General features: G+C 74.9%; 16 protein-coding genes and 1 riboswitch. Of the genes, 9 read left to right on the top strand and 7 right to left on the bottom strand.

The window, feature by feature from the left end; translation table 11 throughout:
• Positions 1-66: 66 nt before the first annotated feature.
• From ACQYWQ_RS03275 to ACQYWQ_RS03265, 3 genes are read right to left on the bottom strand one after another with little or no spacing between them, the layout of a single operon-like run.
• Positions 67-459 (bottom strand): ATP-binding protein, encoded by a 393-nt coding sequence (locus tag ACQYWQ_RS03275; RefSeq protein ID WP_431032358.1) that lies wholly within the window; start codon positions 457-459, stop codon positions 67-69.
• Entirely contained in the window at positions 459-827 is a 369-nt protein-coding gene (locus ACQYWQ_RS03270; RefSeq protein WP_431032357.1) for an STAS domain-containing protein, read from the bottom strand. Before ACQYWQ_RS03270 ends, ACQYWQ_RS03275 begins: the two co-directional genes overlap by 1 nt.
• Positions 824-2,098: a PP2C family protein-serine/threonine phosphatase gene (locus ACQYWQ_RS03265; RefSeq protein WP_431032356.1), complete on the bottom strand. Its 1,275-nt coding sequence runs from the start codon at positions 2,096-2,098 to the stop codon at positions 824-826. The genes ACQYWQ_RS03270 and ACQYWQ_RS03265 overlap by 4 nt, the downstream gene beginning before the upstream one ends.
• Positions 2,099-2,351: 253 nt before the next feature.
• Here ACQYWQ_RS03265 and ACQYWQ_RS03260 point away from each other — a divergent pair, with 253 nt between their 5' ends.
• The 5 genes from ACQYWQ_RS03260 to ACQYWQ_RS03240 all read left to right on the top strand — a co-directional run bounded on the left by ACQYWQ_RS03260 (position 2,352) and on the right by ACQYWQ_RS03240 (position 7,953).
• The gene (locus tag ACQYWQ_RS03260; protein WP_431032355.1) at positions 2,352-3,773 is read left to right on the top strand and encodes an amino acid permease; all 1,422 of its coding nucleotides are present in this window, start codon (positions 2,352-2,354) and stop codon (positions 3,771-3,773) included.
• A 10-nt stretch (positions 3,774-3,783) separates the two neighbouring features.
• Complete coding sequence (locus ACQYWQ_RS03255) at positions 3,784-4,221, top strand: Lrp/AsnC family transcriptional regulator (protein ID WP_431032354.1); 438 nt, start codon at positions 3,784-3,786, stop codon at positions 4,219-4,221.
• 169 nt (positions 4,222-4,390) lie between these two features.
• Complete coding sequence (locus ACQYWQ_RS03250) at positions 4,391-5,314, top strand: peptidoglycan recognition protein family protein (RefSeq protein WP_431032353.1); 924 nt, start codon at positions 4,391-4,393, stop codon at positions 5,312-5,314.
• Positions 5,315-5,396: 82 nt separating this feature from the next.
• Positions 5,397-6,230: a carbon-nitrogen hydrolase family protein gene (locus tag ACQYWQ_RS03245; protein ID WP_431032352.1), complete on the top strand. Its 834-nt coding sequence runs from the start codon at positions 5,397-5,399 to the stop codon at positions 6,228-6,230.
• 31 nt (positions 6,231-6,261) lie between these two features.
• A complete protein-coding gene (locus ACQYWQ_RS03240) occupies positions 6,262-7,953 on the top strand; it encodes a flavin monoamine oxidase family protein (RefSeq protein WP_431032351.1) in 1,692 nt (563 codons plus the stop codon).
• Positions 7,954-7,973: 20 nt separating this feature from the next.
• Here the strand turns inward: ACQYWQ_RS03240 and ACQYWQ_RS03235 are convergent, their stop codons facing one another.
• Positions 7,974-8,705 carry a DUF5995 family protein gene (locus tag ACQYWQ_RS03235; RefSeq protein ID WP_431032350.1) on the bottom strand — a complete coding sequence of 244 codons (732 nt, stop codon included), beginning with the start codon at positions 8,703-8,705 and terminating at the stop codon, positions 7,974-7,976.
• 403 nt (positions 8,706-9,108) lie between these two features.
• On the opposite strand from ACQYWQ_RS03235, the gene ACQYWQ_RS03230 reads away from it, so the two are divergent.
• Positions 9,109-10,284: a glycoside hydrolase family 6 protein gene (locus ACQYWQ_RS03230; protein ID WP_431032349.1), complete on the top strand. Its 1,176-nt coding sequence runs from the start codon at positions 9,109-9,111 to the stop codon at positions 10,282-10,284.
• A gap of 75 nt (positions 10,285-10,359) precedes the next feature.
• Here the strand turns inward: ACQYWQ_RS03230 and ACQYWQ_RS03225 are convergent, their stop codons facing one another.
• Entirely contained in the window at positions 10,360-11,772 is a 1,413-nt protein-coding gene (locus ACQYWQ_RS03225) for a uracil-xanthine permease family protein (protein WP_431032348.1), read from the bottom strand.
• Positions 11,773-12,085: 313 nt separating this feature from the next.
• Here ACQYWQ_RS03225 and ACQYWQ_RS03220 point away from each other — a divergent pair, with 313 nt between their 5' ends.
• Positions 12,086-12,550, top strand: coding sequence for an acyl-CoA thioesterase (locus ACQYWQ_RS03220; RefSeq protein ID WP_431032347.1), 465 nt, complete (start codon positions 12,086-12,088; stop codon positions 12,548-12,550).
• Between the two features lie 221 nt (positions 12,551-12,771).
• Here the strand turns inward: ACQYWQ_RS03220 and ACQYWQ_RS03215 are convergent, their stop codons facing one another.
• On the bottom strand, positions 12,772-14,001 hold the full coding sequence (locus ACQYWQ_RS03215) for an MFS transporter (RefSeq protein WP_431032346.1): 1,230 nt from the start codon (positions 13,999-14,001) through the stop codon (positions 12,772-12,774).
• A 254-nt stretch (positions 14,002-14,255) separates the two neighbouring features.
• Here ACQYWQ_RS03215 and ACQYWQ_RS03210 point away from each other — a divergent pair, with 254 nt between their 5' ends.
• Complete coding sequence (locus ACQYWQ_RS03210; RefSeq protein ID WP_431039048.1) at positions 14,256-15,464, top strand: ROK family transcriptional regulator; 1,209 nt, start codon at positions 14,256-14,258, stop codon at positions 15,462-15,464.
• Between the two features lie 460 nt (positions 15,465-15,924).
• Here the strand turns inward: ACQYWQ_RS03210 and sigJ are convergent, their stop codons facing one another.
• Positions 15,925-16,815 carry an RNA polymerase sigma factor SigJ gene (gene sigJ / locus ACQYWQ_RS03205; protein WP_431032345.1) on the bottom strand — a complete coding sequence of 297 codons (891 nt, stop codon included), beginning with the start codon at positions 16,813-16,815 and terminating at the stop codon, positions 15,925-15,927.
• Positions 16,816-16,929: 114 nt separating this feature from the next.
• Positions 16,930-17,060, top strand: a riboswitch (FMN riboswitch).
• 156 nt (positions 17,061-17,216) lie between these two features.
• Here sigJ and ribD point away from each other — a divergent pair.
• The gene (gene ribD, locus ACQYWQ_RS03200) at positions 17,217-18,311 is read left to right on the top strand and encodes a bifunctional diaminohydroxyphosphoribosylaminopyrimidine deaminase/5-amino-6-(5-phosphoribosylamino)uracil reductase RibD (RefSeq protein ID WP_431032344.1); all 1,095 of its coding nucleotides are present in this window, start codon (positions 17,217-17,219) and stop codon (positions 18,309-18,311) included.

Raw genomic sequence — 18,311 nt, 5'->3', positions numbered from 1 at the left:
CCACGCGGAGGGCCGCCCCGGCCCCGTACCGCTCCCGTACCCCTCCCGCTTTCGCCCGCGTTCCGCCTACGCGACCTCGGAACCCGCGCGCCGCCAGCGGGCCTCCACGCGCTTGCCCTGTGCGAGCGGCAGGACGCTCACGCCGCCCGCGAGCCGCTGCACCAGGTGCCAGCCGAAGCCGCCGCCGCCCGCGAGATCCGGGGCGCGGGGCACCGGCGGGGCGCTGCTCGTGTCCTCCACGCCGACCCGCAGCTCGCCGTGGTACGCCCACAGCGACAGGCGCCAGGGCCCCTCGGTGTGGCGCGTGGCGTTCGCGACGAGTTCGGCCACGACCAGGACGACCGCCTCGACGTCCGCCCACGGGCACACGCCTGCCACGAATCCGCTCGCGGCCTCCCTGGCCGCGGCACTGCTCACGTGCGGGCCCTCCACGACGAGCCGGCGCGGGGTCGCCGGCATCAGCAGCCGGTCCCTGGGAGGAGTACTTCATCCAGGCCCGTCATCCGCAGCAGCCGCGCGACCATCGGGGACACTTCGGTGACGGCGAGTTCACCGCCGCCCGAGAGCACCCCCCTGCGGATGGCGAGCAGCGCCCCGATCCCGCCCGAGTCGAGGAACCCGACGCGCGAGAGATCGAGCACGAAGCGGCGCCCGGGGCGCGCGGCGACCCCGTCGAGCGCCCCGCGCAGACGCCCCTCGGTCTCGTAGTCGAGCACCCCGTCGATCTCGACGAGCACCCGCTCGGGGCGCTCGCTCAGCGCGACCCGCAGGCGCGCGGCGCCCTCGGCCGCGGGCAGCGGCTCCGTACCGGCGTGGGGGTCGTTCATGCGCCGGTCCTCCGGACGGTCAGGGCGAGGGTGTCGTCGGGGTGCAGGATCACCGTGTGCATCTCGGCGGCGAGCGCGCCGGGGACCTCCTCGGTGGGCAGCCCCCGGTGCCGCGCGGCCGCGAGGGCGAGGCGGCGCTCGCCGTCACGCGGGTCGCGGCGCGACTCGGTGAGTCCGTCCGTGTACAGGACGAGCAGATCCCCCGGCCCGAGCGCGTCCTCGCGCACCCGCTCGCTGCCGGGCAGCGGATAGCCGATGCCCCTGCCCCGTACCTCCAGGTACTCCGTCGCGCCGCTCGCCCGCGCCACGAGCGCGGGCGGATGGCTGCCGTTCGCGATCCGTACGACGCCCGTCACCGGGTCGATCCGCACGAGCTGCACCGTCGCCATCAGCTCCCGGTCGAAGGGAAGCAGGATCTCGTCGGTACGGGCCACGATCTGGCCCAGCGGATGGCCCTCCAGGGCCAGGGTGCGGACCGCGTGCGTCACGTTGAGCGCGCTGCGGGTACTCGTGACGCCGTGCCCGAGCGCGTCCACGACCGTGATGTGCACGGTGCCGTCGGGCAGCCGGAACCAGTCGTAGAGGTCGCCCCCGGTCGGCGCGTCCGTGTCGGCGGGCGCGTAGTGGATCGCCATCTCCAGGCCGGGGACGGCGACGGGCGGCGGGCGCAGCGCGTCCTCCAGCTCGCGCAGCGTCTGCCCGTGCGCGCGGCGCAACTGCTCGTCGCGCTCCTCCAGCTGGACGTAGAGGGCGAGGACCCCGCTGTTCGTCTCGGCCAGCTCCTGCGTGAGCCGCTGCCGGTCCTCGGTCAGCTCGGCGATCCGCGCCCGTGCCGCGCGCAGCTCCTCGGCGAGCAGCTCGCGCGCGCTCCCGCCGCTGCTCGTGCCGTCGTCCTCGCAGGGGCGCGTCAGGCGCCAGCGCGCCCCGTGGCCCGCAGGCTCGGGGGGCAGCGCGGGGGTCTCCTCGGGGGCGAGCGCGGCGGGCCGCAGCTCGACCGTCAGCTCGCGCGGCCCGCCGCGCGCGGTGAGCGTCACGCTGCGGCCCTCGCGCAGCGGCGGGCCCGCGACCGCGGCGACCGACTGCGTGAGCCTGCCGCGCAGCTCCACGGACAGCCGCCACTCCTGGGCGAGCAGCCGCAGGGCGTCCTCCAGGTCCGGCAGGGAGCGGTGCGTGGAGCGCGTGGCCGGGGCGGCGCGCCGCGAGGCGGGGACCCGGGCACGGGTACCGGTCGTGTGCTGTTCGCCGCTCGTCCTGCTCACCTTCTCGCTCACCCGTCTTCCCGTAGGGCCGCCTGGGGGCCGGCTGGGGGGACAGACCCGCACCCCCGGATACCCCGTGCCCGCGCGTCCATGCTCCCACCTTCGGGAGGACCACGGAGCGCCTTCGGGAGGACCACGGAGCGCCTTCGGGAGGACCACGGAGCGCCTTCGGCGGGGAGCCGCCCGCGTCCCCGTACGGTCCCTTTGCGCGCGTGCGGGTTCCCTTCCCGTGCGTGCGCCCGCGTCCCACCCGAGGAGAGCGCCCGTGCCCCTGCCCGATCCCGCCGCCCTGGCCCGCCGCCAGCCTCTCGACAGGCTCCGCGGAGACGGAGACGACAGCGGGCTGCGCCGTTCGCTGGGCCTGTGGCAGCTCACCATGATCAGCGTCGGCGCGACGCTCGGCACCGGCATCTTCGTCGTGCTCGGCGAGGCGGTGCCCAAGGCGGGGCCCGCCGTCGTCGTCTCCTTCGTGCTCGCCGGGTTCACCGCGCTCTTCTCGGCGCTGAGCTACGCGGAACTCGCGGGCGCCATCCCGGTCGCCGGGTCCTCGTACACGTACGCCTACGCGACGCTCGGGGAGTTCGTGGCGTGGGTCTGCGGCTGGTGCCTGATCCTGGAGTACGGGGTCTCCGTCGCCGCCGTCGCCGTCGGCTGGGGCCAGTACGTCAACGAGTTCCTCGACGGGACCGTCGGCGTCACGCTCCCCGCCGCGCTCTCGGCCCCTCCGGGGGACGGCGGTGTCGTCAACGTCGCCGCTCTCGCCGTCGTCGTCCTCGCCCTCGCCTTCCTGCTCGGCGGCGCACGCGAGTCGGCGCGCGCCAACACCGTCATGGTGTGCGTCAAGATCGCCGCGCTCCTGCTCTTCTGCGGCATCGGCGTGACGGGCTTCCGCTCGGCGAACTTCGCCGACTTCGCCCCGTACGGCGTGGGCGGTATCAGCGCGGCGGCGGGCACGCTCTTCTTCTCGTACATCGGCTTCGACGCGGCCTCGACGGCGGGTGAGGAGGCGCGCGACGCGCGGCGCGACCTGCCGCGGGCGATCATCCTCTCGCTCGGGCTCGTCACGGCGCTGTACGTGCTCGTCGCGCTCGTCGCCGTCGGGGCCCGCCCCTGGCGGCTGTTCGCGGGCTCCGAGGCGAGCCTCGCGGGCATCACGCGCGACCTCACCGGGCAGGACGTGTGGCCCGTCCTGCTGTCGCTGGGCGCCGTCGTCGCCATCGCCTCCGTCGTCCTCACGGTGCTGTACGGGCAGACGCGCATCCTCTTCGCGATGTCGCGTGACGGCCTGATGCCGCGGGTCTTCTCGCGTGTCCATGCCGCGAGCGGCACGCCGCGCGCGGGCACCCTGCTCGTCGGTGCCTTCTGCGGGCTGCTCGCCGCCGTCGTCCCGCTCGGTCAGCTCGCGGACGCCACGAGCATCGGGACGCTCTTCGCCTTCGGGCTCGTCAACGTCGCCGTCGTCGTGCTGCGCCGGATCAGGCCCGGGATGCGGCGCAGCTTCCGGGTCCCGCTCTCGCCCGTGCTGCCCGCCGCCGGGCTCGGGCTCTGCCTGTGGCTCATGACGAGCCTGTCGCCCGTGACCTGGCTCGTCTTCGGCTGCTGGATGATCCTGGGGCTCGTGGTCTACTTCGGGTACGGCGTCCGGCACTCCCGGCTCGCCGCCGACCCGCCCCCCGAGAAGAAGTGAACGAAGCACGGTGCTCGACGAACTCGACGAACGGATTCTGCGGGAGCTGACCTCGGACGCGCGGCGCAGTTACGCCGACATCGGGCAGCACGTGGGGCTCTCGGCCCCCGCCGTCAAACGCCGCGTCGACCGGCTGCGGGCGAGCGGCGCGATCCAGGGCTTCACGGTGCGGGTCGATCCCGCCGTACGGGGGCGCCGGACCGAGGGCCTCATCGAGCTGTACTGCCGGCGGCAGACGACGCCCGAGATGATCCGCAAGGGCCTCGAAGGCTACGCCGAGGTCGTCTCGGCATCGACGGTGACCGGTGAGGCCGACGCCGTCGTGCAGGTCTTCGCCGCCGACATGGAGCACTTCGAGCGGGTACTCGAACGGATCGCGGGGGAGCCCTTCGTCGAGCGCACCAAGTCCGTGCTCGTGCTCTCGCCGCTGCTGCGCCGCGCGGGGTGAGACGGGCGGGACGTGCGGAGCAGGGCGGGACGGGCGGGACGGGACGTGCGGCTGAGCCCCGCCCCGCTGAGGCGCCCGGTGCGGGGGCGGCTCTTTTCGGGGGGTTTTGTTCACTCTCGGACTATTAATGCGCGCCTGAGTCGATCCGGACGCGCAAGGTGGTCGGGAGATGATCACGAAGCCTCGTTCCGCTCTTGTCGCCGCCGCCGCGGTCCTCGTGGTGGCGGCCGTCGTGCTGGGTCTCGCGCTCTCCGGAACCTTCGACAGCGGCGGCGGGGGGCACCACGAGTCCGACAGCGAACGTGCCGCGAGCACCCCGCCCCCGGCCGCCGCCGCGCTGCGCCCCCGCTTCATCAGCCGCGAGCGGTGGGGAGCCGACCCGAAGCTGCTCGACCAGAAGCCGCACTACGCCGACTCGGTGCACGCCGTCGTCATCCACCACACGGACACGCCCAACGGCTACTCCTGCGCCGACAGCGCCTCCTACGTCCGCGACATCTACCAGGCCCACGCGACCGCGCGGGGCTGGGGCGACATCGGCTACAACTTCCTCGTCGACCGCTGCGGCACGATCTTCGAGGGCCGCCTCGGGGGCGTCGACAGGCCCGTCATCGGCGCCCACACGGTCGGGCTCAACAAGGGCACGACGGGGATCGCGGCGATCGGCACGTACACGGCGGGGGTCCCCGTGCCCGCGCCCATGCGGCGCTCCATCGAGCGGATCATCGCCTGGAAGCTCGGCCTCGCCGAGATCAGCCCGTCGGCGCGCACACAGCTCGTCTCCACCAACAGCAAGTCGCGCTTCCCCAAGGACACCTCCGTCAACCTCCCCACCGTCCTCGGCCACATCGAGGCGTACGAGACGGACTGTCCGGGGGAGGCCCTCATGGAGCTGCTGCCCGAGTTCCGGCGCGCCGCGCTCAAGCTCCAGGGCAAGGCGAAACTCCTCGCGGCCCGGCGCGCGTCGAACAGCCCCGAGACGGCGGACCGGGGGCAGGGCGGTGTCCCCGGGCCCCCGATGGAACCGCGCAGGGAACCCGACGCAACGAATCGCCGCTCGGGAGCCCGTAGACGCATGATCCCGCCGCGATGACGGCAACGATGGTGTCTTGTTGCGCCAGGTCCGGCGACCGTAGCGTCTAGGCGTCCCGGCACCTTTTCCCGCAAGGCCCCGCATGTCCCCTTCCGCTCCGCCCCTGCGCCTCGCGCTCGCCCAGTCCTCCGGCACCCCCGGCGACGTCCGCGCCACGCTCGGCGCGCTCGACGCGCTCGCGGCGCGCGCCGCCGCCTCCGGGGCGCACCTCCTCGTCGCACCGGAGCTGTTCCTGAGCGGGTACGCGCCCGACGCGAGCGCGCCACCGGGGCCCGGGGCCGCCCCCGCAGCGCCGCTCGCCGCGCTCGCCGTCGACCGCGGCGAGGCGCAGGCCGCGCTCGGCGCGATCGGCCGCCGTCACGGCCTCGCGGTCCTGGCCGGCTACCCCGAGCGCGCCGGCTCGGCCACGTACAACTCCGCGCTCCTCGTCGGCGCCGACGGCGCCCCGCTCGCCGCGTACCGCAAGACCCACCTCTACGGCGCCCACGAGCGTGCCGTCTTCACGCCGGGCGATCGTGCCCTCGTGCAGGCGGAGCTGCGCGGGGTCAGGCTCGGGGTGCTGATCTGCTACGACGTCGAGTTCCCCGAGAACGTGCGGGCGCACGCCGAGGCCGGCACCGAGGTGCTGCTCGTGCCGACCGCGCTGCTCGCCCCGTACGACTTCGTGGCCCGCTCCCTCGTCCCCGTGCGCGCCTTCGAGAGCCAGCTCTACGTGGCCTACGTGAACCGCACCGGGCCCGAGGGCGGCTTCGACTTCGTCGGGCTCAGCTGCCTCGCCGCGCCCGACGGGACCACGCCCGCCCGTGCCGGGGCCGGGCCGGAACTGCTGCTCGCCGAGGCCGATCCCGCGCTCCTCGCCGCCTCGCGCGCGGCCAACCCGTACCTCGCCGACCGGCGCACCGACCTGTACCGCTGACCCTCCTCGCATCACCCCTGGGAGCCCCCGCATGACCTCCACCGTGCCCACCGCCGTGCCCGGCGGCGACGCGCGCCCGCCCATCACGATGTGCGGCCCGGACTTCCCCTTCCCCTACGACACGCACCTCGCGCACCCCGCCGGGCTCGGCCAGGTGCCCGCCACCGAGCACGGCACCGAGGTCGCCGTCATCGGCGGCGGCCTCTCCGGGCTCGTCACCGCCTACGAGCTGATGAAGATGGGCCTGCGCCCCGTCGTCTACGAGGCCGACCAGCTCGGCGGCCGCCTGCGCACCGTCGGCTTCGACGGCTGCGACCCCGAGCTGACCGCCGAACTCGGCGCGATGCGCTTCCCGCCCTCCTCCACGGCGCTCCAGCACTACATCGACCTCGTCGGCCTGGAGACCGAGGACTTCCCGAACCCGCTCGCGCCCGTCACTCCGTCCACCGTCGTCGACCTCAAGGGCGAGTCGCACTACGCGCGCACCATCGACGACCTGCCGCAGGTCTACCGCGACGTCGCCGAGGCGTGGCGCCGCTGCCTGGAGGACGGCGCCGACTACACCGCGATGAACGAGGCGCTGCGCACCCGCGACGTGCCGCGCGTCCGCGAGCTGTGGGGGCGGCTCGTGCGCGAGCTGGACGACCAGACCTTCTACGGCTTCCTCTGCCAGTCCCCGGCCTTCGCGTCCTTCCGGCACCGCGAGATCTTCGGGCAGGTCGGCTTCGGCACGGGCGGCTGGGACACCGACTTCCCCAACTCGATCCTGGAGATCCTCCGCGTCGTCTACACCGAGGCCGACGACCACCACCGCGGCATCAGGGGCGGCAGCCAGCAGCTTCCGCTGCGGCTGTGGGAACGCGACCCGGACAAGCTCGTGCACTGGCCGCGCGGCACCTCGCTCTCCTCGCTGCACGGCGGGACGCCGCGCCCCGCGGTCACACGGCTGCACCGCACGGCGGGCAACAGGATCACCGTGACCGACGCCGACGGCCGCATCCGCACGTACAAGGCCGCCGTCTTCACCGCGCAGTCCTGGATGCTGCTCTCGCAGATCGCGTGCGACGACGACCTCTTCCCGATCGACCACTGGACGGCGATCGAGCGGACCCACTACATGGAGTCCAGCAAGCTCTTCGTGCCCGTCGACCGGCCCTTCTGGAAGGACAAGGACCCCGTCACAGGGCGCGACGTCATGTCGATGACGCTCACCGACCGCATGACGCGCGGCACCTACCTCCTCGACAACGGCCCCGACCGCCCGGCCACGATCTGCCTCTCGTACACGTGGTGCGACGACAGCCTCAAGTGGCTGCCGCTGAGCGCCCACGCGCGCATGGAGGTCATGCTCAAGTCGCTCGGCGAGATCTACCCGAACGTCGACATCCGCGGGCACATCATCGGCGACCCCGTGACCGTCTCCTGGGAGGACGAGCCCTACTTCATGGGCGCCTTCAAGGCGAACCTGCCGGGCCACTACCGCTACCAGCGCCGCCTGTTCACGCACTTCGCGCAGGACCACCTGCCCGCCGACCGCCGCGGCCTCTTCCTCGCGGGCGACGACATCTCGTGGACGGCGGGCTGGGCGGAGGGCGCGGTGCAGACGGCGCTCAACGCGGTGTGGGGCGTCATGCACCACCTGGGCGGTACGACGGACCCGACGAACCCGGGCCCCGGCGACCGCTTCGACGAGCTGGCACCCGTGGAACTGCCGGAGGACTGAGCCGAGGGGCGGGGGTCGCGTCAGCGGAGCTGCGCGGGCACGAGAGGGGTCACGAGCAGGCGTCCCACCAGGCCGACCCCCTCGTCCAGCCTGCTCCTCATCTCCTCGGCGACCCCCGTCAGCCCCCGCACCGCCCACAGGGCACGCGCCGCCACCCACGCCGCGTCCCTGGCCCGCTCGATGCTCCAGGCTCCCGCCAGGTGCGTCAGCGGATCGGCGCGTTCGAGGAGGTCGGGGCCCGGCATGAGGTCCTCGCGCACGCGCTCCTCCAGCGTCGTGAGCAGCTCCCCGACCTGATCGAACTCGTCGCGCAGGTCCTCGGGAACGCAGGCGAGCGTACGGCACGTGTCCACGACGGCGAGCGCGAGGTCGTGCCCGATGTGCGCGTTGATGCCGCACAGCGCGAACTGCACGGGGCGTACCCCGCGATGGGCGCGGGCGTGCAGGAGCGGCCGCCAGCAGGCGGGGGCGCGCCCGCCCCGCTCGAAGGTCTCGACGGCGCTGAGGTAGCGCTCGGCGAAGAGCACGTCGAGCGTCACGGCGGCCCGCCTGTCGGGGAATCCGCCCCGGTCCACGAGGTGCCCGACCTCCTCGGTGACGCGCGAGTAGACCCGGTGGAAGACCGCGACCCCGTCCCGCTCCGGCCACTCCGCGCCGAGCGCCCGCATCCGGGCGAGGACGCCGTCCACTCCCTCGTCGACGCGGCGCGACGCGTGCGCGAGAGTCTCGTTCAACTGTGGTGAGTGGCCCATGAGGGCAGGCTCCCAGCCCTAGCCTGTGGCGCGTGCCGCCGTGCCGGGCACGTCCCCACATCGGGGGACACGGGGACAGGGGCGCGGCGGGGGAGGAGGACACGTGAGCGGGAAGCGGGCCAGGCACCGGGCGGTACGGAAGGGGCCCTTCGCCGGGCGGCCTTTCGCCGGGCGGCCTTTCGCCGGGAGCGGGCCGGTGGAGGCCGGGCGGGGGCCGGGGGAGGACGCGGCTCGGGGTGGTGGCGGACGGGGCGGTCCCGCTCCGTCCGCGTCCGCGCGGGGCGATTCCTTACGCGGTGCGCCCGCCCTCCTGCGCGGCGCGATGGTGACCGCCGCCTCGTGCGCCGTCCTCGCGGGCGGCCTGACGGGAGTGCTGGCGGCGGCCGGCGGCGAGGAGGCGCGCGTGGCCACGGCACCCGCGCCCTCCCTCGCCCCCGAGCCCACCTCCCGCGCGACGACCCCGCCACCCCGGTCCGTCCCTCCCTCGCCGCGCGGGACGGCCCCCTCACCCTCGCGCGCCGCGCCCGCGTCCCGTCCGCCCGCCGCGGGGCCCACCCCGCGCCCGGGCGCGCCCCTGTCACCGGCGGGCCCGGACGGCGACGGCGGGGACGGCGGGGGCAGCACGGGGACAGGCGCGGGAGCGGGCGCCGGGAAGGGAACAGGAAGGGGGACAGGGAAGGGGACAGGGAAGGGGACAGGGGACGCCTCGGGCGCGGACGCCGAAAGGCTCTTCCGCTACCCCGACTCGCAGGTGCTCGACTGGGTCGCCGCGCACCCCGGTGACCCACGTGCCGACGCCATCGAGGACGGCATCGCGCGCCGCCCCGCAGCCGTCTGGTTCGCGGACCACAGCCCCGGCACGATCACGGCGCGCGTCGCCGCCGTCACCTCGGCCGCCCGGCGCGCGGGCGCGGTGCCCGTCCTCGTCGCGTACGACATCCCGGGGCGCGACTGCGGCGGCGCCTCGCAGGGCGGGGCGCCCGGCCTCGCGGCGTACGACGACTGGATCACCCGCTTCGCGCGCGGGCTCGGCGACGGCGAGAACATCGTGATCCTGGAACCCGACGCCATCGCCCAGTCCGACTGCCTCTCCGCGGGTGAGCGCGCCGCCCGCTTCGCCTCCCTGGAGCGCGCCGCGCGCGTGCTCAAGGCCGCGGGGCCCCGGACCCGGGTCTACTTCGACGCCGGGCACTCCGGCTGGCTCGCCCCCGCCCGCGCCGCGGCCCTCCTGCGCCAGGCGGGCGCGGCCCGCGCGGGGGACGGGATCTTCACCAACGTCTCCAACTTCCACCGCACCACCGACGAGACCGCCTACGCACGCGCCGTGCTCGACGCGCTCGGCGGCCCCCCTGGCCTCGGCGCCGTCGTCGACACGAGCCGCAACGGCAACGGCGCCCCACCGGGCGGGGCGTGGTGCGACCCCGCGGGCCGCGCCCTGGGCACCCCGCCCACGCTGCGCACCGGCCGCTCGCGCATCGACGCCTACCTGTGGGTCAAGCTCCCCGGCGAGTCCGACGGCTGCGCGGCGGCAGCGGGCACCTTCAGCCCGGAGGCGGCCTACGCGCTCGTACGGGGGTGAGGGCGGGCCCGTACACGACGGACAGCGGCCCCGTACGAGGCACCACCTCGTACGGGGCCGCGCACCGCGCCCGTCTCACTCGCCCTTGCGGGCCTCAGCGGTCTCCTCGCCCGTCCCCGAGGAGTCGTACGACGACGTCCCCGAGTCCAGCAGCGGCTCCTGCGTCTTGAGGTGGGCCGGGGCGAGGGCCCGCAGCGCGTGGTACCCCGTGATGACCACGAGCGTGCCGAGCGCGATGCCGCTCAGCTCGAAGTTGTCCGTGATCTTCAGCGAGACGCCGCCGACGCCGATGATGATGCCCGCGGCGGTCGGCACGAGGTTGAGCGGATTGCGCAGGTCGACCTTGGCACTGAGCCAGATCTGCGCCCCGAGCAGCCCGATCATGCCGTACAGGATGACGGTGATCCCGCCGAGCACCCCGCCGGGGACAGCGGCGACGACCGCGCCGAACTTCGGGCAGAGGCCGAAGAGGAGCGCGAAACCGGCCGCCGCCCAGTACGCGGCCGTCGAGTAGACGCGCGTCGCCGCCATGACGCCGATGTTCTCGGAGTACGTCGTGTTCGGCGGGCCGCCCACGGCGGTCGAGAGCATCGAGCCGACGCCGTCCGCCGAGATGGCCGTGCCGAGCTTGCCGTCCAGGTTCTCGCCGGTCATCTCGCCGACCGCCTTGACGTGCCCCGCGTTCTCCGCGATGAGCGCGATCACGACGGGCAGTGCGACGAGGATCGCGGACCACTGGAAGTGCGGGCCGTGGAAGCTGGGGAGCCCGATCCAGTCCGCCTGGCCCACCGCGTCCAGGCCGAGCCGCCAGTGGTCGACGGTCCTGCCGCTGCCGTCCGCCGAGTGGATGCGGCCGAAGACCCGGTCGAAGCCCCACGAGACGACGTATCCGAAGACGAGCCCGAGGAAGATCGCGATCCGCGACCAGAAGCCTCGCAGGCACACGACGGCGAGTCCCGTGAAGAGCATCGTCAGCAGCGCGACCCACTGGTCCTGCGGCCAGTACGTGGACGCCGTGACCGGGGCCAGGTTGAAGCCGATCAGCATCACGACCGCGCCCGTCACCACCGGGGGCATCGCGGCGTGGATGATCCGCGCCCCGAAGTGCCGCACGGCGAGCCCGACGAGGAAGAGCAGCACGCCGACCGCGAAGACCGCGCCCGTCACGACCGCGCTGGAGCCGCCCTGCGCGCGGATGACCGCGGCGACGCCGACGAAGGAGAGCGAGCAGCCGAGGTAGCTCGGCACCTTCCCGCGCGTCGCGAGCAGGAAGATCGCCGTCGAGACGCCGGACATCATGATCGCGAGGTTCGGGTCGAGCCCCATGAGCACGGGGGCGACGAAGGACGCGCCGAACATCGCGACGACGTGCTGCGCGCCGAGCCCGATGGTCCGCGGCCAGCTCAGCCGCTCGTCGGGCCGGACGACGGCACCCGGGGCCGGGGTCCGCCCGTCCCCGTGCAGTTTCCAGCGCACGCCGAAGTCCATCTGTGTCGCTCCTCGTCACCTCAGCCCCCGCCGGTGCACGAGCCGGACACACGACGGACCGCACGGATGTTCCCGTACCGGATTCCGGCACATGTTAATGGCAGGTAAGGGTGGCTTCGCGCCATGCACGGCGCGCGGCTCACGGGGTGAGGAGGGGCGAGGGGACGCCCGGCGACGGGTGGGGGAGAGGGAGCGGAGTGCCGGACTGGTCACGGCGCGGACGCGCTCGCAGAGGCAAACCCGCTGGTCGACGGGGTCTTGCCGCTGCTTACGATGACGTGTTCGCATCCCTTGGCAGAACAGGCGCCCCCGCATGTCGCTCGCAGTCCCCGCCCCGGCCGAAACCAGCCCCCTTCCGTACGGGGTGCTCGTCCCCTCGTACGTGCACTTCGACGACCTCGACGCGCTCGGCCTGCTCCACAACGGCCGCTACCCGCTCCTCGTCGAACGGGCCTGGACCGCGTACTGGCGCGCGCAGGGCCTCGAATACCGCGGCGACTGGCACGAGGCGGGCGACGCCTGCAACGCCGTCCGCGAGTTCACCATCGGCTACGAACGCCCCGTCACCCGCACCGGCGAGTACGCCGTCCACCTCTGGCTCGACCGCCTCGGCACGACCGCGCTCACCTACGGCTTCCGCCACTGCTCGCCGGACGGCACCGTCACCCACGCCCGCGGCCACCGCGTCCTCGTCCGGCTCGACCCCGACACGCTGCGCCCGCGCCCGTGGAGCGAGGACTTCCGCAAGGCGGCGCAGAGGCTGCTGCGGGCGGCCTGACGGGGGCGGGGTCCCCACGCGGTACGGGGCACGGGGCCGGGCCGGGCGGTGCGGGGCCGGAAGGTGCGGGGACCGGAAGGTACGGGCGGGGCCGGAAGGTACGGGGACCGGAAGGTGCGGGCGGGGCCGGAAGGTGCGGGGACCGGAAGGTGCGGGCGGGGCCGGAAGGTACGGGGCGGGCCCTTGCGCGCGGTCCGCCCCGTACCCGTACCGTCGCTGCCTCAGCCCTTGCGTCCCGCCGCGCGCAGGACGTTCGCGCCCGCCACGAGGCCGAAGGCGAGGACCGTCACCAGGACGAAGGAGCCGACCAGGCTCGTCGCGTCGGCGACCACACCGATCGCCGAAGGGGCGATGAGGCCCGCGGTGTACGTGATCGTCGCGACGCCCGCGATCGCCTGGCTCGGGTTCGGGCCGCTGCGCCCGGCGGCAGCGAAGCACAGCGGCACCACGACCGCGATCCCGAGGCCCATGAGCGCGAAGCCGCCCATCGCCGCGGCAGGGTGCCCGGCGAACACGACGAGCAGCCCGCCCGCCGTGGCCATCACCCCTCCGGCGCGCACCACGCGCTTCGCGCCGAAGCGGTCCACGAGCCCGTCCCCGGCGAAGCGCGCGAGCGCCATCGTCGCGGTGAACGCCGTCGTGGAGGCGGCCGCGATCCCGGCCGACGTGCCGAGTTCCCCGTGCAGGAAGACCGCCGACCAGTCCAGGCTCGCCCCCTCGGCGAAGACCGCGCAGAAACCCACCGCGCCGATGAGCAGCGCCGAACGCGGCGGCAGCGCGAAGCGCGGCGGCGCCGGTTCGTCCTCCTCGCTGCGCAGGTCGAGCACCCACCGGCACAGCACGAGTCCCGCCGCCGTCAGCACGAGCGCCGTCACGAGGTGGTGCAGCCGCGCGTCCGAGCCCAGGTGCGCCGCGAGCGTCCCCGCCGCCGAGCCGAGCAGCGCCCCCGTGCTCCACATGCCGTGCAGGCCCGACATGATCGACTTGCCCCAGCGGTTCTCCGTCTCGACGCCGAGCGCGTTCATCGCGACGTCCGACATGCCCGAGCAGGCCCCGTACACGAAGAGCGCGAGGCACAGGACCGCGAGGTTCGGCGCGAGCGAGGGCAGCACGAGGGCCAGCGTCCAGGCGGCGAGCAGGATGCGCAGCGCGGTGCGCGAGCCCAGGCGGTGGCTGACCCGGCCGGCGAGCGGCATCGCGAGCGCCGCGCCGAGCGCGGGGAAGGCGAGCGCGAGACCGAGCTGACCCGCGCCGATGTCCGCGTGGTCCTTGATCCAGGGCACGCGCGTCGCGAAGGAGCCCGTCACGCTCCCGTGCACGCAGAAGACCGCGGCGATGGCCCAGCGCGCGCGCCGCACAGCGCCCCGGTCGAAGCCGCCGCCGACCGCGCGCACCCCCCCTGACGCCGCCACCGCGGCGCCCGTGGCCCGCTCTCCCGCCGTCTCGCTCATGTCGCCCCTCCCGCACCGCGCCGCTGGTGCGGACGGTGGTGTGACATCGCGACGTGTGACCGCGACGTATGAAACAGTGGGGCGAAACTATCAGGAAGCCTTCCTGATAGTGAATGTGACGAACACGGACCGCCCGCGTGGGAGAAGAACGCGGACCGCCCGTGTGGGAAGGGAAGGGGGACCAGCCCGTGACGGCCTCACCGTCCGCGGAACCCGCGGGCTCCGTACCGGAGAAGCCCGCCCGCCCCGAAGCGGTGGCGCGCCCGGCGCCCGCATCGCCCAGTACCGCCCGCGCCCTCAACGACCGGCTCGCGCTGCGCCTCCTCCAGGAGCACGGCCCGCTCACCGCCGCGCGTCTCAAGGAACTCACCGGGCTCTCCCGCCCGAGCGTCGCCGACCTCGTCGAACGACTCGGGGCCGCCGGGCTCATCGAGGTCGTCGGCGCCTCGGGACAGCGCAGACGGGGACCCAACGCGCGGATCTACGGGATCGTGGCGGACCGCGCCCACCTCGCCGGGCTCGACGTGCGCACCCACAGCGTCTCCGTCCTCGTCACCGACCTGCTCGGCGCGACCCTCGCCGAGTCCTCCGCCCCCGTGGACCCGGGCGCGAGCACCGAGGCGGCCGTCGCCCGCGCGGCGGACCTCCTCGGGGACACGGCGGCCCGCGCGGGGGTCACCGAGCTGCGTGCCGTGGGCGTCGGCGCGCCCGGGCTCGTGACGCCGGGCACAGGGGAACTGCGCGACAGCACGGGGCTGCCGCCTTGGCACCGGGCGCTCGTACCGGTCCTGCGGGAGCGCTTCGCGGGCACCGTCCTCGTCGAGAACGAGACCAACCTCGCGGCCGTCGCCGAACTGCGGGCGGGCGCCGCCCGCGACCGCGACACCTTCGTGCTCCTCTGGCTCGGCCACGGCGTCGGCGCGGCCGTCGTGCTCGACGGCGCGCTGCGCAGGGGCGCGTCGGGAGGCACGGGCGAGATCGGTTTCCTCCCCGTCCCCGGCACGAAGGTCCTCCCCGCGCGGGACAGTTGCGAGGGCGGCTACCACTCGCTCGCCTCATCGGCCGCGATCGAGGAACTCGCCGCGCGCCACGGCCTCGCGGCCGACACGGCCCCGCGCGAGCCCCCCGCGGCCGCGCTCGTCCGGCGCGCGGTCCGCGACACAGGGGCGCAGGGCGCGGCGGTACGGGCCCGCGCCGACGCCTTCCTCGACGCCCTCGCCGAGCACCTGGTCCTCGGCGTCGCCTCGGTCGTCGCGATCCTCGACCCCGGCTGCGTCCTCCTCGGCGGCGAGACGGGCCGCGCGGGCGGCACGGCCCTGGCCGCCCGCGTCGCGAGCCGCCTCTCCCGCCTCACCCCGCTGGCGACAGAGGTGCGCCCGACGGCGCTGGGCGGCGGGGCGGTCCTGCGGGGGGCACTCCTGATGGCGCTGGACCACGCGCAGGAGGAGCTGTTCGGGGGGTGAGCGGGCGGGGGTGAGGGCGGGGACCGGGTGCGGAGGTGGGAGGGGGCGCCGCTCGGCGCGGGGTGGGGTCGGGCGGGGGAGCGGGTGTGGGTGCGGCGCGGGGTCGGGCCGGGGAGTGGGTGCGGCGCGGCTCGGTGCGGCGCGGGGGCGGGCGGGGAGCAGGAGTGGGTGCGGCGAGGGTTAGGGCGGCGCGGGGCCGGGCGGGGAGCAGGAGTGGGTGCGGCGAGGGTTGGGGCGGGGGAGGTGCGGGGGGGCACTGTCTCACGTTCGCGCCGGGTGCGTCGGTGGCGGGAAAATCGCGCCACTCCTTCGGGTGAGGCGTGTGACGGGTTTCCCTGAGTTATCCACAGATCGGGCGGATTGGTCGTGGGTGGGTGGGGGGTTGGGGGAGGATGGTATTGGGGTCGCCCCCCGGGAGGGAGGGGGCTGTCCACTGCTGCCCCGTGCCCCCCCCGCCAGCTCACCCCTCCGCCCCCAGCTGACCCGCCAAATACCCCAGCTTCTCCGGATTCAGCACCGCCCTGATCTGCGTGATCCCCTCCGCGCCGCCCGAGACCTCCAAGACCCCGCCGAGCCGTCCCTCGGCGAAGAAGAGCAGCGCGGGCGCGCCATTGATCTCCGCCGGGCGGAACTCCGCGCCCACGAGCCACTTCTCCAGCGCCATCCGGATGAGCCCCGTCACGGGCGCGCGGCCCACGACGATCTTGCGCGCGGCGGGTACCCTGCCGCCGCCGTCCGACCACCAGCTCACGTCCTCGGCGAGCAGCGACACCAGTTCCCGTACGTCGCCCGCGCGCGAGGCGGCGAGGAACGTCTCCACGAGGGCCCGCTGCCGCTCGCCCTCCACCGCGTACCTGGCCCGCTCCTCCGCGAGCCGCGCCCGCGCGCGCCGCAGGTGCTGGCGGGCGCCCGACTCGGAGAGTCCGAGTATCCCGGCGATCTCGCGGTGCCCGTAGCCGAAGGCCGTGTGCAGCACGTACACCGCGCGCTCCGGCGGGCTCAGCCGCTCCAGGAGGAGCAGCAGCGCCGAGGACACCTCCTCACGCTGCTCCGCGCTCTCCAGCGGCCCGAGCGCTCCGCCCGAGGTCAGCACCGGCTCCGGCAGCCACGGGCCCACGTACCGCTCCCGCCGCACCCGCGCCGAGTCCAGGACCGTCAGGCACAGCCGCGTCACCGTCGTGGTGAGCCAGGCCGCGGGTGTCCTCACCGCCTCGCGGTCCGTGCCCGCCCAGCGCAGGTAGGCGTCCTGCACCACGTCCTCGGCCTCGTGCGCCGAGCCCAGCATCCGGTAGGCGAGGCCGAACAAGCGCGGCCGCTCCGTCTCGAACTCCCGTGCAGAATCCGTGATCACGGCTCACAGCCTGCCACTGGACGGCCCCCGCGTCCCGTAATCCCGATCTCGCTGTGAGTCATCACACGCCGCGCTCCCCTTCCCGGCGTGGCACACTGGTGCGCGTACCAGCAACAGCGCACTCCGGGGTCGGTGTAATTCCGAACCGGCGGTAACAGTCCGCGACCCGCTCGCTTCCAGCGAGCGGTTGACCAGGTGGAATTCCTGGACCGACGGTGAAAGTCCGGATGGGAGGCAGTGCGCGGCGGGTCGCACGCAGCAGTGCGCCGCCGTAGGCCGGGCCGTCGTCTTTCGGCGTCCCCCGGTCCGCGTCCGGCGTTCCCCTGTGACCGTGCGCCCGTACCAAGCCTGTCCTCGCCGACAGCGCCCCGGAGTCCGTGCCCGAGAGGCAGGAGGACCCGGTGGCCACCGCAGCCGAAACCGCCGCCATGCGCGAGGCCGTCACCCTCGCCGCGCGCGGCCTCGGCCGTACCCGTCCCAATCCCGTCGTCGGCTGCGTCGTGCTCGACGCCTCCGGCGAAGTCGCCGGCAGCGGCTGGCACCAGCGCGCGGGCGGCCCCCACGCCGAGATCCACGCACTGCGCGCGGCGGGGGAACGGGCCAGGGGCGGCACCGCGCTCGTCACCCTCGAACCCTGCGACCACACCGGCCGTACGGGCCCCTGCTCCCGCGCCCTGATCGACGCGGGTGTCCGCCGCGTCGTCTACGCGGTCGCCGACCCCACCGACCAGGCCACCGGCGGTGCCGACACGCTGCGCGCCGCGGGCGTCGACGTCGAGCACGGCCTCCTGGAGGCCGAGGCCGCCGAGGTCAACGCCGCCTGGCTCACCGCGGCCCGGCTCGGCCGCCCCCACGTCACCTGGAAGTACGCCGCGAGCCTCGACGGCCGCACCGCGGCGGCCGACGGCACGAGCCGCTGGATCACCTCGCCCGAGGCCCGCGCCGACGTCCACCGCCTGCGCGCCACGTGCGACGCCGTCCTCGTCGGCTCCGGCACCGCCCGTACCGATGACCCCCACCTCGCCGTCCGCGGCATCCCCGACGCGCCCCAGCCGCTGCGCGTCGTCCTCGACACCGAGGGCACGGCGGTACGTGCCGGGGCGCGCGTGCTCGACGACGCCGCGCCCACCCTGATCGCCCTCGCCGACGACGCCCCCGCCCCCGCGCACGACGCCGAACTGCTCCGCCTGCCGCGCGCCCCGCACGGCGGGCTCGACCTCACCGCGCTCCTCGCCGCCCTCTACGCCCGCGACGTGCGCGGCATCCTCCTGGAGGGCGGCGCCCGCCTCGCCGGGGCCTTCGTCGCCGCCGGGTACACCGACCGCGTCGTCGGCTACCTCGCCCCCGTCCTGCTCGGCGCCGGTCCCGCCGCCCTCGCCGGAGCGGGAATCCACACCCTCACCGCCGCGTTGCGGCTCGACCTACGCGACAGCACGCGGCTCGGGCCCGACCTGCGGATCACCGCCGTCCCCACCACCGCCCCCAAGGAGCGCTGA

The sequence above is a fragment of the Streptomyces sp. P6-2-1 genome, from assembly GCF_050613165.1.
Classification (GTDB): Bacteria; Actinomycetota; Actinomycetes; order Streptomycetales; family Streptomycetaceae; genus Streptomyces.
Note: the sequence above shows the minus strand (reverse complement) of the source record. Positions and strands in the feature narration are given on the sequence as shown.

Bases quoted from the DNA above. Each gene is read 5' to 3' on its own strand.
- ACQYWQ_RS03270 (WP_431032357.1), bottom strand. From the start codon at position 827: ATGAACGACCCCCACGCCGGTACGGAGCCGCTGCCCGCGGCCGAGGGC.
- ACQYWQ_RS03215 (WP_431032346.1), bottom strand. From the start codon at position 14,001: ATGAGCGAGACGGCGGGAGAGCGGGCCACGGGCGCCGCGGTGGCGGCG.
- ACQYWQ_RS03225 (WP_431032348.1), bottom strand. From the start codon at position 11,772: ATGGACTTCGGCGTGCGCTGGAAACTGCACGGGGACGGGCGGACCCCG.
- ACQYWQ_RS03240 (WP_431032351.1), top strand. From the start codon at position 6,262: ATGACCTCCACCGTGCCCACCGCCGTGCCCGGCGGCGACGCGCGCCCG.
- ACQYWQ_RS03245 (WP_431032352.1), top strand. From the start codon at position 5,397: ATGTCCCCTTCCGCTCCGCCCCTGCGCCTCGCGCTCGCCCAGTCCTCC.
- ACQYWQ_RS03275 (WP_431032358.1), bottom strand. From the start codon at position 459: ATGCCGGCGACCCCGCGCCGGCTCGTCGTGGAGGGCCCGCACGTGAGC.
- ACQYWQ_RS03220 (WP_431032347.1), top strand. From the start codon at position 12,086: ATGTCGCTCGCAGTCCCCGCCCCGGCCGAAACCAGCCCCCTTCCGTAC.
- ACQYWQ_RS03250 (WP_431032353.1), top strand. From the start codon at position 4,391: ATGATCACGAAGCCTCGTTCCGCTCTTGTCGCCGCCGCCGCGGTCCTC.
- ACQYWQ_RS03235 (WP_431032350.1), bottom strand. From the start codon at position 8,705: ATGGGCCACTCACCACAGTTGAACGAGACTCTCGCGCACGCGTCGCGC.